Genomic DNA, 17019 nt, shown 5'->3' with positions numbered 1-17019 from the left:
CAGGCCCGGAAAGCTTGCGACCAATTGTCGTGCGCCGGCGCCGTGGTCGAGGTAGTCGATCTGCGGTCGGAAGCCGGGCGGGTCGGAGGCAATGCCGGCTTGCAAGGGGATCGAAAGGTCAATGATGCGTTTGGGCATGCCCAAGCCTGCTTGGTTCTGTCGCCGCCACAAGCCGAACCGCTGCTTCGGGTGTCATTGGAAGTAAAATCGTTCCGCCCGTGTGGCCGAATTTGCTGAAGGGTTCGCAGGAAACGGCAGAGGGGAAGGCCAAGCTTGCCCGAAGATGTTCTCTGGTTTGCAAGTTGATTTTTAGGCGAAGTTATTGACATGGGGAGACTCGGTTAGGCGTTCTGCAGTTTGAGCACCCAGGACCCGTGCCGGAGCTGGTTTTTCTGATGCAACTCCGCATCGTAGCAGGTGCCCGTTTGCCACATCTTCCACAGGATTTTGAGCCAGCGCTGGCCCAGACAGCGTAAGGCGCAGGCGTGGGTTTTGCCCCGTTTGCGAAGGGTCTGGTAATAGGTCTGGGCCCAGGGGCAGCTATGCCGGCTGCAGTCGGCCCACAGGTACACGGTGGCCCGCAGGACCTTGTCGCAGGGCCCGCGCAGCCGCACCTTATGCACCGGGCCGGATTGGTAGCTGACCGGGGCCGTGCCGGCGTAACACTGTAAAGCCTGCGCCGACTCGAACTGCTGGCGATTATCCCCCAGTTCGGCCAACAGCCGTGGCGCCAGTTTGGGGCCGGCGCCGGGCAGCGAGCCGAACAGGTCCTGATCGGGGTGCTGGGCAAAGAGCTTTTCAATTTGCTGGCGGTAGTCGTCCAACTGCGTCTGCAGCACCCGCAGCTGTTTGGCGCGCGTCACGGCCAGGCGGCTTTTGGCTTGGGTGAGGGCGTGAGGCGCAAAAGTCGGTGGCTTTGGCGAAGAGCTCGAGCCGTGTTTGGTAGGTTTCGGGTCGGGCCAGCTTATGGGCGTGGAGGAATTTTTCGAGAGCGGCGTTTGCCCGCCGCCACTAAGGCTTGCGGGGTCGGGAAGGCTTCGAGGAAGGCCCAGGCCGACGGCAGCGTCCAATCCCCAAACGCCTCCAGGGCCGCGGGGTAATATTCCTGCAGGGCGGCTTGGAGCTGATTGACTAAGGCGGTGCGCTCTTCAATCAAGGCCATCTCGTCGCGGCACAGCAGCCGCAGGTGCTCCAGCAAGGGATCTTGCTGGCAGAGCGGCCGCCAGTGCGCCCCATCCAGGCGCAGCGCGTCGGCAAAGCTCCAGGCATCCAGGTGGTCGCTCTTGGTACCGCTGGGGGCTTTGCGCTCCCGGTAGCGTTGCGCGGCTTTGGGGTTAAGGGGGTAGATCGTGCAATCCGGGGTTTGCAGCAACTGGTCGATGACGGGGCCTTGGCTGGTCTCGATGGCCACGGCCAAGGGCGCATAACGGGCGGCTTGCTCGCGCCACTGTTTCCAGCCGACGGCGGTGTGGTCAAAATCGAAGGCGGCCACGATCTGGCCGGCGGCATTGAGGATGACGGCATGATGCTTGTGCTTAGCCCAGTCGATGCTGGCGAAGTGAGCGAAGCGAGGTTCAGGGGCAGACATAGCGACTTTCCGGTGCGGGGTTCTGGGGGTGGGTTGCGCAGCCTCTGCCTTTGCTTCAGTCCTTAGTCGACCTGATACAGGATCCTCTCGGGATGTGGTTCTCTCAGACTTTGGGACCGAAGCCTCCGAGCCGGCCGGTAATCTTCGGGTAGCTCTCGTGGAGCGGGGGCGCCTGGACCGTGCCGGCCCGGAGGCAAAGCTGTCAGAACCAATCTGACCCGGCGCGGAGTTATTCACAACCCCGGGTTGGGTCGCGGCCAAGTTATGCACCGGCGCCGCGGCGGAGGACGGCTTGGGGGAGGCCTTTTGGCGGCGCCGGTGCATAACTGTGGAAACGGTATCAGGGGCGCTGGAACATAGCCCAGGATTTACCCTAGGTAACCGTCAAATAACGATCGAGCCCTCCTAAGGCGTCACGCCTGTACGCCCTCCCTAACAAACGCCCGCCCGCCGGGTTGGATTTGCTGAAGGGGCGGCAGAAAACGTTGCTCACGGTTTCTGCCGACCCTTCAGGGCTGGGTCAGAGAGAGAAACGCTTTCCCAGGGTAAACCCTGGGCTATGTTCCTTTGGCCCTTCAGGCCATCAAACCGTCTACCGGCCCGTTTGGCCTAGCCCGTGTATACGGTCCAATAGGTGTAACGCTGGCAGGGCCTGGGAAGGAAGTCAAAATTTTACCTCCATCGCCGTCGAAATGGTATTACCACCGCTTTCAACTTGGCTGAGCGGATCTTTGCCCCGGCGAATGTCCGCCACGCCGGCCTCCGGTGTCTTCCGGCGTTTTCCCTCTCCGGCCGCAGTACGCGGCGTAACATGCTTCCGCGCGTGCCGCCAGGGCGATGGATTTTTGCTGCCTGGCGGTGGAGACAGCCTGGTGGAAGGCGGCATGAATCTGGGTCTCGTCTGCACCCGCGGCCGCGAGGAGCACCCCGCGGAGCCGATGCAGTTCAGCACGCCACCACCGCTCGGCGGAGGTTTCGGCCAATGTGCCTGCCTTGCTGATTGCCTCAAGCGCTTCGGGGACGCGATCGGCCGAATGTAAAACCTCGGCCTTTATGCTGAGCCAATACGGCATGATCAACACCGAACCGGTTACCTGCCAGTCCTCGATACCGGCTTCAACCCAGGCGAGACCTTCTGCGGTCTTTCCGGAAGCACTGCGCGCCCAGCCGCGGAGCACCTTGCCTCCGGCCAGCCAGAAGGCGAAACTCTGGCGCGTCGACAACTCGATCAACGCCGAGGCCCAACGTTCCACTTCGACCGGTTCGCGTTCAAATTGGCCGACCAGCGCGGCGAGCCAGAAGGCCACGGCCAACGCGTGTGTATCGTTCAACTCCTCCGCCAGCGCCAGTGCTTTAGCCTTGGTCGCGTGACACGGGCGGATCTCTCCCAAATGCCAGTTGGTCAGGGCCTCGTAGGACAAACATGCGACGGCGGGAGCGACGGCTTCTTCAACGGGGGACACGACGCGTTTCGAGCGCCAGAGCCGAACCCCAAGCCTCGCGTAGCGGCGCGCGGGTTTGAAGTCACCCATGAAGTACATCGTGGCCGCCAAGGCGCGGTAGGCCCCGAGCAGGAGCACAGGGTCATTCTGCTCCTGCGCCAGGGCGTAAACGCGTTGGGCGATCCGCATCGTTGCCGGCATCGTGCTGGTGTGGAGGGCATAACGCCACTGACCTATCAGCGCCACATACAGAGGCAGGGAACGGTTAAGCAAATTGCATAAGGGTTCCGCGCGTTCATAACAGATGGACGCTTCCGGCGCCGCCATTCCGCGTGTGGCGGTCAGATAAAGCGCTGCCTGCATGAGGATGAAAAGCTGATCTTCCGCGGTCAGGTCCTGTCCATCCAGGTCGCTTTTTGCCGGCGACCCCCAATGGCCGTGTTCAAAAAAATGAATTAGAACCGAAAGCAGTGCACCTCTGGACCCGAGGACGTTGGCCGTGTAGGAAGCATTGCCCCGCTGAATTCTGGGAATGTAAAGGTCGTGCAGCGCCTCGCGAAAGAGTCCGGCATTGCAGCCGCAGATAACGGCCAGCAACAGCGGTTCCATGTCCCGAAACGTCTCTGGGAATCGAGGCGCCAAGGCTTGGTAGTAGTGGTAGAGACGGCGATTAGCTTCCTGCCACGCTGCGGTTTGCTCACCACGCAATTGATCGCCGAAGTATTCCCGCACAAGGGGATGCGCGTCCAGTTGCCCCGGTTGGTGCAGGTCCTCTCCCGCCAACAGCCGGGCCCGCCTCAGCCGGGTCAGAATCGCCCGCCACTCCGCCGGGCGCAACCCGGCCAGCGACTCCGTCAGACCCGGGATCGCCGGCGGCCTGAGCAGCGCAGCCAGCGCCCGTTCATCGGCGGGCCGGTCAAACAAGCCTAACAGGCGCAGGACCGACACCTCTGGGCCCTCGCCCCACCAGCGCTGGTAAGAGGCCATGACCTGTTGTGCATGGGCGCCTTGGCGCACGTCCTGCACCAGATGGGTAGACACCTCCTGGCGGCAGCGTATGTCCCCGCCGTAAGCCTCGGTCAGGTAGCTGCCCAACAGCGTCAAGGCCAGGCAATGGCCCCGGAACTCCTCGTTCGCCGCTTGCAGTTCGGCAGCCGGACCCTTGACGCCCAGGCCACGCAGCAGTTGGGCTCCGGCCTCGGGCGAGAGCTGTTCCAGATCCCGTCGCGGGGCCGAAGCCGCCTCGTACTCGGCCAGGTCCGCCACCGCCAACCGCGTAGTTACTACGCACAGACCGTGATTGAACGCCGCAAGTTCGCGCAGGAGCGCCTGCAGTGCAGGTTCACGCAGCCTGCCTTCCTGCGGGCCCGGGGGATTCTGCAGCGGTTCCAGGCCATCGAGCACCAGCAGAGTGCGACGCGAGGCGATAAGCCGGGCCAACCGTTCACCTTTTTCCCAGCCTGTGCCCCGACGCGGGTCCGGGTCCTCAAACCACGCCAGCGCCGCGTCGATGAATTCATCGGCGGAGGCCGTGTCTTCCCGGGTCCCCTGCCGGTAGAACGACCAACCGAACACCAGTTCCGCCGAGCGGTACCGTTCGGCGGCCAGACCGCGCAGCCAGTAATTGACCAGGGTCGACTTGCCCACACCACCCCAGGCCACGACTGAAACAACGTTGATCTGCGGCTCGGCCCAGGCGTCATCCAGAAAGGCAAGGTCTTCTTTGCGGCCAAAAACCTGGCTGCCGGTTACGGGCAGCCGGGCGAGCGAGACCTTCCGGGGTCCCTGCCGTCCGGGTGATTTGCGGATGGGTCCGGAGGAAGGGGCGGCGAGGCCCTTGTGGAGCTGCTCACGCCGGAGGGTCCGCCGCGCGTCAATGGCGGCCGTCACCGCCGGCATCGCTTGAAGGAGCTGAGTGGCGCTCTGGAGACGGTGCGCCGGGTTTTTTTCCAGCAATGCCTGGAGTAAAGCCATGGCCGGCTGGGGAATGCCCCGGAGCCGTTCGAGGGGTAACGGCGTCTGCCGGTGCTGGCGCATGACTTCGAGCGGAGAGCCCAGAAACGGCGCCTGGCCCGTGAGCATCTCCCAGAGCGTGATCCCTAGAGAGTAGAGGTCGGACCGGGCGTCCACACTGGCTGCTGCGCACTGCTCCGGACTGGCAAAGACAGGCGTGCCGACAAAGGCCCCATGGGTCAGGGCGGCATCGGTTGCGGGATCCGCCGCCGCTTTGGCCAAACCGAAATCAATGACTTTGACGGTCAACTCCGGCCCTTGCGCGAGCATGAGGTTGGCCGGTTTCAGATCCCGGTGCACCAAACCTTGGCTCTCTGCGGCGGCCAATGCGCGGGCTACTTGGCTAACAATCTCCAGGCTGATGCCCACCGGCAGGGCGCCCTCCCGGCCCATCCGCGCCTCCACACTTTCGCCCTCCACCAGTTCCATTGCGTAAAAACACTGCCCGTCATTCGGGCGCACCCCGTAATAGAAGACTGAAGCCACGTTGGGGTGGCGCAATTGCGCGGCGGCCCGGGCCTCCCGCAGGAAGCGCTCCCGCGCTTGCGGGTTAGCGGCTACCCGGGCATCCAGAACTTTTACGGCCACGGCGTGACCTAACACGGTGTCAAAGGCCCGGTAAGTGACACCCATGGCCCCGCGCCCCAGCTCCTCAAAGGCACCGCCCTTGCGCTGGACCAACTCGTAGTGATCGAAGCGACTCTCTGCAGACGGCCACGATCCGTCAGTCGCCGGGTCGTCTTCCCCGACGCCTTCGGAGCCGAGGGCTGCACGCAAAAGGCATACCGGGCACCCCGTGCCGCCCTCCACCCCGGAGGGGTGGTAGGGCGTGCCGCAGGCCGGGCACGTTTCGAGCGCAGCCAATTGGTGATCCTGGTCCATGGCCGACAGATCAATTCAGCAAATCCCTTCTTAGAGTCGCGGGGCGCCCAAAGAAAGTGAAATCGATTTCAGGGAATCGTGAAATCCCGTGGACGCCACGCGAGCCGGTGATGCCGGACGAAGGAACCAGCCGCTTGCAGGCGGCAGGTGAGTCGGACGGAAACCGTCAGGAGGTCGCCGGACGAATCTGCCGCGCTCGGTTAACCTGAGAATGAACGGGCCCGCACGTCGGTAAACCCGCACGCAGTTTTGAGGCTCAAGATCGGGAACTCCCTAATGCCTTGTTGTGTTGCCCGTCCGGATCGGGTATCTCTGTGCCTGGGACTTAACCATGGTTACCGTCCGTCATTATGGGCAGGCCGGAACGATGTATCACGAGCCCGCGCTGGTGCTGTTTCAAACGCAATGGCAGCTCCATCGCAAGGCGGTCGAGCACAACTATCTATTTCATGACGAGGCTTATAGCTGCCTCCACCGTGTACTGGTCGATGAAGCTGCCCAGCCGTTCCGGTTTCTCGATGTCGCCTGCGGTGACGCAAGCGCGACGGTGCAGGCACTCAGAGGAACCCGGGTCGCTTCTTATCAAGGCATTGACCTCTCTCAGCCGGCCCTCGAGCTGGCGTCCGAGGCGCTCGGGCAACTCGCCTGCCCCGTCACCCTTCATCGACGCGATTTGGTCGAGGCATTGAACGATCATCCCGAGCCCGTGGATGTCGTGTGGATCGGCCTCGCGTTGCATCACTTCCCCACCCCGATGAAGCTGACCATCATGCGCCAGGTCCGCACGATCGTAAGTGATCAGGGGCTCTTTCTGATCTACGAGAGCGCGAGCCCGGACGGCGAAGACCGCGACGGCTGGCTGGACCGCTGGGACGCCCAGAAACCGCGGTGGACCGCATTTACGCATGACGAGTGGGAGGCGGGCCGGGCGCACGTCCACGCCAGCGATTTTCCCGAGACCACTTCCGGATGGTGTGCACTGGGCCGGGAGGCCGGCTTCAGGCAGGTGCGAGAGCTGTTTGTTGCGCCGACGAATCTTCTCCGGCTGTACTGTTTCAGGGGTTAAACGTTTCTGCGGAGAGCTCCGTTGTATCCTCCGTGATCCCGCTGTTCTTCGTGCTGCCGCTGCAACGAACGTTGCTACATTCGTAAGTGGTGGTAGGCCCAACGGCCCGGGAGACCTTAGCCCGGGGGTGAATCCCTGAGCTTTGCCCACAGTTTTTGAGGGCAGCGCGGGGACAGCCGTGACCGTGTTACGGCCCGAAGGGCCAAGGGAACCTAGCCCAGGGTAAACCCCACGGCCATTTAGTTCAGGGCCGGCGGAGGGGGGCGCTCTCGTCCCGAAGGGACGGCTGAGGTTAGCCCGGGACTTCAGTCCCTGGCGGGCATTTAAGAAGGATCGCGTCCCGTCGGGACGCCTGAAACGCTGCCCCGGAGGGTGCCGGCTCCCAAACGGCCGGCCAAACCGGGCGCGACCCTCGGCGCCAAAAACCCGAACGGCTCCCCACCGTTGAAGCCCGCCTGTGGCCCGGCGCACGCCTTCAGGCGTCCCGAGGGGACGCAACCCGGGGGAACGCCTGCATAGGCATAGGCACTAAAGCTCGACTTTGGCCATTTTCTAACTGAGGAACTGCTGAAAATGAGCCACTTACTGCCTCGCGGATGCGTTTTCGCCATGTCGGACGGATACCTCGACAGCTAAAAAACCCGCCAAAGCACACGGAACGGCCCGATTTTGCGGCATCGGCTTGGTTAGAAAATGGACAAAGTCGAGCTAAAGCCCCTGCCTAACCTCAGCCGTCCCTACGGGACCAAAGCAATACCCGGCCTTGTGTCCTTAACCAAATGGCAGTGGAGTAAACCCTGGGCTAGGTGCTGCCGGCCCGTTTGGTCTAAGGCAGAGTTTCACCTCGATGGTCATCGAAAGGGTATGATCGATCCCAACCAAGGCGCTTTTGGGGTGGCGGCGCGGCGAAAATGGGGTGGTACTTGCGACATTTTCGGTGCAAATCGCACGTTCCTCGAGGGAGCACCGATTTTTCGTCAGGAAGTCAGGTCAGCGGCGTTGGCCGTCAGGCTCTCGGCCAACGCGGACCGATTCATTGCCATCGCGAATTGCCGCTTCGATTTCATTGAGGGTCATCCCGTCCGCGCAGTCATACGGTTCGTAATAACGGTCGTGGTACTTCTGGAACGCCAGCAATTCCCGGCCATAACCCCTCCGGATCACGGCTGCGTCTATACGCCGCTCCGTCACGGTCTCGGCCGAAGGGCCCGTACCTGTCGCCGATTCGCACGGTCCCGAAACTAAGGCGTGTGTAAGCGTTTGTCGCTGCAGGTCCTCTTCGGCGTGGCAGAGTTCGTGCGCAAGAACTCCGGCGAGAGCGCGGCGCCCCATCCGCTTGACGTCCGCTTTGCTGACCCACAAACGAACGGTTTTTTTTCCGAGACGCACCGCCATTACGTAATCGTCAGTCTTCACCATTTTTACCTTCAGCGCTCGGTTTTGTAAGCTGGGGAACGAGGTGGCGATCATTTCCGCCGCCAGCGCAGCGATGGCGGTCCTTCTCATGCCCGGAGCAAGTTTCCGCCTTTGCCTGGTTCTGCCAAATGGTCTTTCCGAATGCCCGGTTTCGTCCCCGGGCGTGGCCGAGGTTAGTTACGCTGCTACGCCTGCACGCGCCCGCCCGCGACGACCAGCGCCTCGCAAAGCGCGTGCAATTCGGACTCGACATCATCAGGGTCCAGGACGGTCTGGGCCACTTCTTCGCGCAGGAGTTGCGCGTGGCGCCGGCGCAGGCGATGAATCAACGTTTTCAGGGTCGGCAGGCCCACGTTCAGGGCCCGTGCCGCTTGTTCGTAGCTCAAGTTCACCCGTGCGCCTTCATCACCCAGGTACGGCCGCAGGATAGAAAACATTTGCGCTTTACCGCGTGTCGTCTGTTCCTGCTCCAGGCGCCGGGTGGCGCGGTTCAGCAACTCGAAAGCCCAGCGCGCGTCAAAAACCGTTTCCGGCGTCAGCCCGTCTGCAGGTGCCAGGTCGACCCGACTTTCGGCCTCCTTCCAGTCAATCCGGACCATTTGGGCGCGGCCCCCCCGTTTTTCGGCTTGGGCGCGTCGTTGCTCGGTCAGACTGAAGTTCTGGAAGGAGGCCAGCAGAAATGACCGGAAACGTCCTTTGGCCTGGTCGATCGTGCCCAGCGCGCGGCTTTCGATCAGGTGTTCAAAAAACCCTTGCACAAGGTCCTGGGCGTCGTCGGGAGAATGGCCCCGGCGCCGGGCAAACGCGTAAAGCGGCTGCCAGTAGCGTTCGCAGAGCCGGGCGAGGGCCTCCGGACCGTGGGTGGCACCGCTCCGGGCCGCTTCCAGCACCTCGCTCCAATGCGTTGCTTCAAAACGAGCGTGTGAAGCTCTATCCGAATGGTGTGCCGGTTGCATGGATGAAAGATAGCGGCCTTAGGCACAAAACTCCTTCGGGTCACTTTACCAGCCCTGCAGCGGATGACGAGAGAATTCCGAACGGTCCTGGACGCCATGGGGCGCTTGCCGGCGCGGGATGAACGAATCCGGGAAATCCACCTGGTGACAAGCCGGCCGGACATGAGCCTGCAGCCCCTCGGGTCCGGGTTGGCGCCGGTGTCATCGAGCGGAATCGATAAATGGTCAGACCGCAAGCATCAGCGGAGCCTTTTCATGCGATTATAAGGTTGTGAGGAGCCGAAAAGACGAACCGGGCCAGGATCAGAGCACCAGCGTGACGGACCAACCCGAGGAGGGGACACCCCGCCCGGATCCGCAGGAAGAGGACGCCGAACGGCAGCGCTCTAATCAACAACGCGTCGGAGATCAGGAATAAAGGGCTCGAGGCAGTAGAGCCCCTGGGGCAAAAAGGCCGGATTACCGCAGGCATTTGACGCCGGAAAAGTGCACGTCCGCGTTTTCAACACGGCCGGGACACCCGGTGGGAAACGGGTCTGACCATTTGATATGGGCGCGTGCATGCGCCTGGCGCGGCTTCGTGGTTTTCCGGCGAACGTTGAACTTATGGCTACATATCCGTACAAAGATTCTCAATTGCCAACTGCGCAGCGCGTCTCCGACCTGCTCCGGCGGATGACCTTGGAGGAAAAAATCGCCCAGATGTATTCGCACTGGCTGATCCTGTCCCCCGATGGCAATCACCGTGTCCGTACCGACGCCTTTGCTCAAAGTGCAACGACGAAGGATCTCGAAAAGATGCTCAGGCGGGGAGTGGGACAGATCACACGCCCGCTCGGCACGCATCCCGTGGATCCCAAGGAAGGGGTGCGCGCGCTTAATGCCCTGCAGAAATTTCTCGTGGAACAAACCCGGTTGGGTATACCGGCCATCTCGCATGAGGAATGTCTCAACGGGCTCATGATTAAAGGGGCAACACTTTTTTCCTCCGCGTTGAACTATGGTTCGACCTGGAACCCGGAGCTCATCGAAGCAGTCGGCCGGGCAATCGGTAAAGAGGCCAGGCAGCTCGGATGCCACCAGGGGCTGGCGCCCGTTCTGGACGTATCCCGCGATGTTCGTTGGGGACGTACCGAAGAAACGATGGGGGAGGATCCATACCTCGTAGGGGTCCTGGCTACGCGCTACGTCAGGGGACTCCAGGGAGATAACCGTGACCTGCTGGCGACCCTGAAACATTACGCAGGCCACTCCTTCAGTGAAGGGGCACGCAACCACGCGCCGGTGCACCTCGGCTTCAAGGAGCTCAACGACATTTTCATGCTTCCGTTTGAGATGGCGGTCAAGCTGGCGAATGCCGGTTCCGTCATGCCGGCCTATCACGATATCGACAATCAACCGTGTCATGCGTCCCGTTTTCTGTTAACCGAAGTGCTCCGTGACCAATGGGGTTTCGACGGGTTGGTGGTCGCTGATTATGCCGGCATCAATCTGCTCCAGGCTCACCATGGCGTAGCCAGGGACAAAGCTGAGGCCGCCGCTTTGGCATTTAATGCGGGGCTGGACATTGAACTGCCGGCATTCGAATGCGCAGAACATCTGCCGCAGGCGGTCGAGCGCCGGCAGATAAGCGAAGATAAAATCGACGAAATCGTGGCGCGAATACTGGCGGAGAAATTCCGTCTCGGCTTGTTTGAAAATCCGTATGCCGACGAGAACCAGGTGAGTTTGCAATCCGAGGCTGCAACGGCTTTGGCCAAGGACGTTGCGCTGCAGTCAATCGTTTTACTGGAGAATAAGGGGGTCCTGCCTTTGGACACTTCGCGCCAACCGAAGGTGGCGGTGATCGGTCCGACGGCAGACGATCAGCTCGCGATGTTCAGCGGCTACAGCTTCCCCGTCCACTTGATTATCGCCAATTTGCAGGACGAGCGGACTCGGTACGCAAAAACGCCGCGGCAGGCGCTGAATGAACGGTTCGGCACCGAGAATGTCCGGTACGCCAAGGGCTGCGATATCCTTACCGGGCGCAACCCGGAGGCGCCGGTATTTCCGGGCGATGTCGAGTCGAATGTCGCCAACCTGAAGCGCACCTCACCGGTCAGCCGGGATACCTCGCAAATACAGGATGCGATCGACTGCGCCCGACAATCCGACGTCGCCATCGTCTTCGTGGGAGATCTGGCCGGACTCTTTCAAACGGGCACGGTCGGCGAAGGCTCAGATACCGACAGCCTGCGGTTGCCAGGGGTGCAGGAAGAGCTTGTGAGGCAGGTCATCGCGACCGGAACGCCGACGGTTGTCGTCATGACGTCGGGCCGGCCTTATACTCTCAACGGCCTGGAAGAGCAGGCGGCGGCGATCCTTATGGCTTTCCAGCCGGGACAGGAAGGCGCCGAAGCCCTTGCCGATCTGCTGACGGGCAAGGCGAACCCGAGCGGTCGCTTGGTGGTGTCAATACCCAAGAGTACGGGCGCGGTGCCCTATTACTATAATCACAAGCTCAAAAGCGCCGGCACCCCTGTCGCCTATCATTTCGGAAGCAAGTATTGCTTCGGTTATGGCCTGAGCTATACCCGGTTTGAATACCGTGAACTTAAATTTGAGCAGGAGCGCGTCCCCATCGACGATGGGACCATTCGCCTTTCCGTGGAGGTGGAGAATAGCGGGGATCGCGAGGGCTCCGAAGTAGTCCAGGTCTATGTACGGGACGTGTACGCCTCGCTGGTTCGTCCCGTCAAAGAGTTGAAGGCATTTAAACGGGTGACCTTGCAGCCAAAACAGAGGGTCGTGGTCCGCTTTGGCATCCCGGTCGACATGCTGAATTTTACGGACCGGGACAACCGGCGAACGGTTGAAGCCGGCGAATTCGAGATCATGGTGGGCGCATCCAGTGGTGACATCAAACTGAAGGGCCGGGTCGAAGTCGCCGGTGAAAACCGGGTGCTCGGTCGCGACTGGCGCATGGAAAGCCAGGCAGACTGCACCTGGTGACCTCAGCTGCGACCGGCCTTCTTCGACCGGTCTCCCTGTAAGAACGCCGGATCTGCCGGCACGCGACTCTACCGGTGACCACGCAGTAGCAAAGCGCATCAAAATGGCTCGCGATTAGTCGGTCAGGGCATGCACGAAACCCTCGAACCGACCGATCACACCCAAACCGCAACGACCGTTGCGCTTGCGCTCGAGGTGGAAGCGGACCTCAACGTTTACTCGTCCACAGGGCAGGGACCGCCCCCGAAAAGCCGGATACCCCGCCGCTGGCACGAATTGTCATCTTTGCGGCGCGACGGCGGGCACGATCCTGGTTAGACCGAGGTTTGATCTCACGGGCGAAAGCTACACCGCTTTTCAAGTTGATTGAGCCGTTTTTGCCCCGGAGAATCCCTCCGGGCGAAAACAGCTCAAGCATCCTGAGAATGGGTGTAATTGGGCTTGTTATCCGAACCGGGAGCAGCGCTGCTGTCCCGGACGATCAGTTCCGGGGCAATGTCGACATGCTGCGCGTCGGTTAACCCTTGCTCGATCCAGGTCAGAAGGCTGCGCACGGCGAGCTCGCCGATCTTTTCGAAATCTATCCGGACGGTCGTCAGCGCCGGCCGAAAAAAACGCGCCTCGGGCATGTCGTCGAACCCGGTGACCGAAACCTGGGCGGGCACGCGGACCCCGGCGTCCTTAAGCGCAGCGATCGCCCCGAGGGCTAACTGATCGTTCGCGGCGACCACCGCCGTGAACTTGCGCTGGTCCGCGAGCAGCTTTCGCACGTTGGTGTACCCTCCTTCCGAACTCCAATCCGCCTCTACCGATGGCCCGGGATGCAGACGGCGCTCGGCTAACGCATCGATCCAGCCTTGCCAGCGCATCCGGCCGCAAACCCAGGTCTTGTCGCCGGCCAGGTACGCCAGCCGCCGATGGCCTAACTCAAGAAGGTGACGGGTAATCAGGTAACTGCCTTTGCGGTGGTCAAATTGGATGGTGGGAAATGGGCGGCTGGTGCAAGCATCCAACGTCAGGAAAGGTAGCCCGCGCAAACCAAACTCGAGTTCGGAAAAACGGACCTCAAGGGGGACATTGACCAGGATACCGGCCACCCTGTGCGCAAGGAGTTGCTGGGTTGCTTCGCGCAAGACGCACCGCTCCACGCTCGCCACGCCGGTAAGGAGGACTTGGTAGCCGGCGTCCCGTGCTGCCTTGTCGACGCTGGTCAGGACGTGGCCGGGCCCGTAAAGCCGGGTGCCGTAGGAGATGACGCCGATTAACCGCGACCGTTGCCGTACCAATTGCCGGGCGATTTGGTTGGGGTGATAGTTGAGAGCCTTGATCGCCTTCAAGACGCGATCCCGGGTTCTTTCGGCAACGTGTGGGGACCCGTTCACCACCCGCGAGACCGTCTGGTGAGAGACGCCGGTTGCTTTGGCAACGGCATAGAGCGTGGTCGACTGCGGTTTAAACGGGCATTGAGGCATAAAAAACCTGCACGGAAAGTCCGGCATCCGGGAAAACAAAACATTGACGGCAGACGCGTGCGCCGCAACGTTAACGTTCACAAAACACCCCCCCTCATCCACTTCTATGCTGACCCGGCCGGTTTTCCCCAAGCTCATCGCCGTCCTCGGCGGTTTGACCCTCGTCATGCTTAGCCTTAGCCCCGCGCGGGTCGGCGCCGCTACCACGCTCCATTGGTTGGGCTTGTCTGACGGCAATACAATTACCAGCGCCAAAAAGGTCATCGCCGCCTTCGAAGCTAAAAATCCCGACGTCAAGATCGCCTTCGATGCGTATCCCTTTCGGCAGTTGTTTGAAACCATCGAGGTCCGGATGAAGGCGCAGGACGCCGACCTGGACCTGATCCAGGTGGACGTTCCGCTGGTCGCCTCCTATTCCACGCGGGGGTACCTCGCGCCCCTGGACGAGTATTTTACGCCGGACGAACTTGAACACACCTGGGTGGCCGCGTCACGCCAGGCCGGAACGTACCAGGGCAAACTGCTGGCTGCGCCCCTGAACAATTCGACGCAGTTCATGTACGTCAACCTCGGCCTGTTTCAGGACGCAGGCGTGACCCCGCCGTCCTGCCTTACCGCCGGTCAAACCGTTACCCCGGACATGGTGGCATCCCTGGCCGAGAAAGATCGCTGGACGTGGGAACAGGTGGTGGACGCGGCCAAAAAGCTCACCAAGACCGGCCCGTCAGGCCAGGTGTGGGGGTTCGAATTCGACCAGGTCAGCCGCCTTTACCAACTGCAAGCGCTCGGTGAATCGCTGGGCGGACCGCTGGTAGGCGACCACGGGTTGAAAGCCACCGGCTACTTCGACTCCGATTCATGGAAGAAAGCGGCAAAGTGGTACTGGTCCCTTTTCAACGAATCGAAAGTGAGTCCGAAAGGCGTTCCGCCGGCCGAAACGGCGAACCTGTTTGCCGATAACAATGTGGCTATCTTCGTCGGAGGCGAATGGAACATCCTGCTTTTCAAGAAATCAGGCGTGAAATTCGGCATTGCCCCGCACCCGTATTTCGCCGGGGGCAAGCCGGTGACCGGAACGGGCTCCTGGCACCTGGGCATCAATAAAGCTTCCAAGAACAAAGAGGTGGCAGGAAAATTTGTTCACTTTATCAGCGCCGATGACGAGGGCTCACGCCTGTGGTTTGAGGGCCAAGGTCAGTTGCCGGCGACCCAAAAGCTTCTGACCGCCATCGACCAATCGCCGCAATACGCCACCTTCCCGGAATGCGCGTACCTTCTGGGCGTTTATGAGGCACGTCATACCGCCGTGCCCCGGCCTCAAACCCCCGGCTATTTGCAGCTGGAGGACATCTTCGCGTCTACCTACGAAGATATTCGCAACGGGACGGACCCGAACGAAGCGCTGCCGGCGGGGGCGCGACGGGCGGACCGATTCCTGGGGCAGTTCCGCAAGTAAGTAGAGCTGGCAACGATGAAATTTAAAGGCAGTTCGCCGACAGCTTTTCTGCTTCTGCTGCCGGCGTTGATCTGCCTTGTCGTTTTCCGGATCTACCCCATCGCGCTGGCCGCGTGGGGTTCCTTGTGCCAGGAATCCTTCGAGCAGGCGGGCCGGACCATTTTCGTCGGCGTTCAGAATTATGCGGACCTGGTTAGTGACCCGCTCTTCTGGAAATCGCTCTGGGTCACGGTCAAGCTCAACGCGGTGATTAATCCGGTGCAATTGGCCCTGGCGCTGCTTCTGGCCGTAATGGTGAACCAGCGATTTCGTGGCATCGGTTTCTACCGGCTACTGTTCTTCGTGCCAATCGGGGTGTCCCTGCCGATTGCCTGCGTCATCTGGCGGCTCATGCTGGATCCCGCGTCCGGGCTGATCAACTCCCTGCTCGGATGGATCGGCATCAATAAACAACCGTTCCTGATCGATGAGCGTCAGGCGCTCTGGAGTGTCCTGGTGATTGCCACCTGGAAAGGGGTGAGCTTTTGGATGATTTTCCTTTGGGCGGGATTACAGGCAATCCCTTCGGAATTGTACGAAGCGGCCCGGCTTGACGGCGCCGCCACCGCGCGCCGATTTTTCCACATCACCCTTCCCTTGTTGAAACGAACACTGCTGTTTGTCCTGGTCACCGATACTTCCGTGAATTTCCTGCTGTTTGTTCCCATGTTTCTCCTCACGCGCGGCGGGCCGTCCTATTCGACCAACGTCCTGATGTATGAAGCGTACCGGTCGGGGTTCGTTTACGGGGAGATGGGGCGTGCACTCGCGATCGTAATGGTGCTGATTCTGCTCGTCAGCATCACGGTTGTGCTCCAGTTCTATTTCCTGCGCCAGCAGGAACTATCCTGACCATGCGCCGGGCATCGACATTCCTTCGGCATGGGGGTTACCTGATCGTCGGATCTATCTTTTTTCTGCCGCTCTGGTGGGCTTTCAGCTCGTCGCTTAAGCCGCTGGCCGAAGTCTTTCATGACACGTCGCCTTTTCACGCCCGCGCCCTCCTGCCGGTTCCGTTGGATCCGCAGGCTTACGGAGAAATCTTTCAGAAAGGCTTCGGGCGGGCGCTTTGGAACAGTGCCCTGGTGGCATTTCTCTCCGTGACGATCGGGCTGGCGGTGAACGGGTGCGCCGGGTTCGCCTTTGCCGTGCTCTCGTTTCCCGGCAAAAACCTCCTTTTTGCCCTCACCGTCTTCACCTTTTTGGTCCCTTCAGAGGCGATTGCCGTCCCGCTCTACACGGTCGTGCGCAACCTGGGATGGCTGGACACCTATGCCGGGCTGGTGGTTCCGGGCTTGGCCAACGGGATTACGATCTTTTTGTTCCGGCAATTTTTTGCGCAAATCCCGCGAGAACTGGCTGAGGCGGCCCGGGTCGACGGCGCGGGGTGGCTCACGATCCTGTTGCGCATTTACGTTCCGCTTTGCAAGCCGGTCATCATCAGTGCCGGCCTTCTGATCTTTCTTTTTCAGTGGGAAGCATTCCTCTGGCCGCTGATTGCGACCCGCTCAGAGAGCATGCGCGTGGTCCAGGTCGCACTCTCCAGCTTCGAGCAACAGCATCAAACGCTCTGGAACGAACTATTTGCCGCCTCCGTGATCTCCGCGGGGATCCCGTTGCTGATCCTGCTGCCGCTGCAGCGCTACTACATTCAAGGGGTGGTCGGCGCTTCCCTTAAAGGCTGACGCCTTTCCC

At 61.3% G+C, this 17019-nt stretch carries 15 protein-coding genes; 8 read left to right on the top strand and 7 right to left on the bottom strand.

Features of this window, described 5'->3' with window-relative positions:
- The 4 genes from JO015_17425 to JO015_17410 all read right to left on the bottom strand — a co-directional run.
- Positions 1-138: cyclase family protein (locus JO015_17425; protein MBW0000880.1), on the bottom strand; the 138-nt coding region annotated here is incomplete at its 3' end.
- A gap of 203 nt (positions 139-341) precedes the next feature.
- Positions 342-863 carry an IS110 family transposase gene (locus JO015_17420; GenBank protein ID MBW0000879.1) on the bottom strand — a complete coding sequence of 174 codons (522 nt, stop codon included), beginning with the start codon at positions 861-863 and terminating at the stop codon, positions 342-344.
- A gap of 101 nt (positions 864-964) precedes the next feature.
- Positions 965-1588, bottom strand: coding sequence for an IS110 family transposase (locus tag JO015_17415; protein MBW0000878.1), 624 nt, complete (start codon positions 1586-1588; stop codon positions 965-967).
- Positions 1589-2298: 710 nt separating this feature from the next.
- Positions 2299-5925 carry a protein kinase gene (locus tag JO015_17410; GenBank protein ID MBW0000877.1) on the bottom strand — a complete coding sequence of 1209 codons (3627 nt, stop codon included), beginning with the start codon at positions 5923-5925 and terminating at the stop codon, positions 2299-2301.
- A 331-nt stretch (positions 5926-6256) separates the two neighbouring features.
- Between JO015_17410 and JO015_17405 the strand changes: the two genes are divergently transcribed.
- Complete coding sequence (locus JO015_17405) at positions 6257-6991, top strand: class I SAM-dependent methyltransferase (protein ID MBW0000876.1); 735 nt, start codon at positions 6257-6259, stop codon at positions 6989-6991.
- A gap of 990 nt (positions 6992-7981) precedes the next feature.
- Here JO015_17405 and JO015_17400 read toward each other — a convergent pair.
- Positions 7982-8497, bottom strand: coding sequence for a hypothetical protein (locus tag JO015_17400; protein ID MBW0000875.1), 516 nt, complete (start codon positions 8495-8497; stop codon positions 7982-7984).
- A gap of 95 nt (positions 8498-8592) precedes the next feature.
- The gene (locus tag JO015_17395; GenBank protein MBW0000874.1) at positions 8593-9363 is read right to left on the bottom strand and encodes a sigma-70 family RNA polymerase sigma factor; all 771 of its coding nucleotides are present in this window, start codon (positions 9361-9363) and stop codon (positions 8593-8595) included.
- A gap of 63 nt (positions 9364-9426) precedes the next feature.
- On the opposite strand from JO015_17395, the gene JO015_17390 reads away from it, so the two are divergent.
- From JO015_17390 to JO015_17375, 4 genes are all read left to right on the top strand, one after another.
- Complete coding sequence (locus JO015_17390; protein ID MBW0000873.1) at positions 9427-9630, top strand: hypothetical protein; 204 nt, start codon at positions 9427-9429, stop codon at positions 9628-9630.
- 4 nt (positions 9631-9634) lie between these two features.
- Positions 9635-9781, top strand: coding sequence for a hypothetical protein (locus JO015_17385; protein ID MBW0000872.1), 147 nt, complete (start codon positions 9635-9637; stop codon positions 9779-9781).
- Positions 9782-9969: 188 nt separating this feature from the next.
- Positions 9970-12357 carry a glycoside hydrolase family 3 C-terminal domain-containing protein gene (locus JO015_17380; GenBank protein MBW0000871.1) on the top strand — a complete coding sequence of 796 codons (2388 nt, stop codon included), beginning with the start codon at positions 9970-9972 and terminating at the stop codon, positions 12355-12357.
- Positions 12358-12486: 129 nt separating this feature from the next.
- A complete protein-coding gene (locus JO015_17375) occupies positions 12487-12675 on the top strand; it encodes a hypothetical protein (protein MBW0000870.1) in 189 nt (62 codons plus the stop codon).
- Positions 12676-12767: 92 nt separating this feature from the next.
- Here the strand turns inward: JO015_17375 and JO015_17370 are convergent, their stop codons facing one another.
- On the bottom strand, positions 12768-13829 hold the full coding sequence (locus JO015_17370; GenBank protein MBW0000869.1) for a substrate-binding domain-containing protein: 1062 nt from the start codon (positions 13827-13829) through the stop codon (positions 12768-12770).
- Positions 13830-13935: 106 nt separating this feature from the next.
- Between JO015_17370 and JO015_17365 the strand changes: the two genes are divergently transcribed.
- The 3 genes from JO015_17365 to JO015_17355 are packed head-to-tail and all read left to right on the top strand — an operon-like array spanning position 13936 to position 17009.
- Complete coding sequence (locus JO015_17365; protein MBW0000868.1) at positions 13936-15285, top strand: sugar ABC transporter substrate-binding protein; 1350 nt, start codon at positions 13936-13938, stop codon at positions 15283-15285.
- Between the two features lie 15 nt (positions 15286-15300).
- Positions 15301-16176: a sugar ABC transporter permease gene (locus tag JO015_17360; protein MBW0000867.1), complete on the top strand. Its 876-nt coding sequence runs from the start codon at positions 15301-15303 to the stop codon at positions 16174-16176.
- Positions 16177-16178: 2 nt separating this feature from the next.
- The gene (locus JO015_17355; protein ID MBW0000866.1) at positions 16179-17009 is read left to right on the top strand and encodes a carbohydrate ABC transporter permease; all 831 of its coding nucleotides are present in this window, start codon (positions 16179-16181) and stop codon (positions 17007-17009) included.
- Positions 17010-17019: the final 10 nt, after the last annotated feature.

The organism is Verrucomicrobiota bacterium, assembly GCA_019247695.1.
In the GTDB taxonomy this organism is placed as follows: domain Bacteria; phylum Verrucomicrobiota; class Verrucomicrobiia; order Chthoniobacterales; family JAFAMB01; genus JAFBAP01.
Note: the sequence above shows the minus strand (reverse complement) of the source record. Positions and strands in the feature narration are given on the sequence as shown.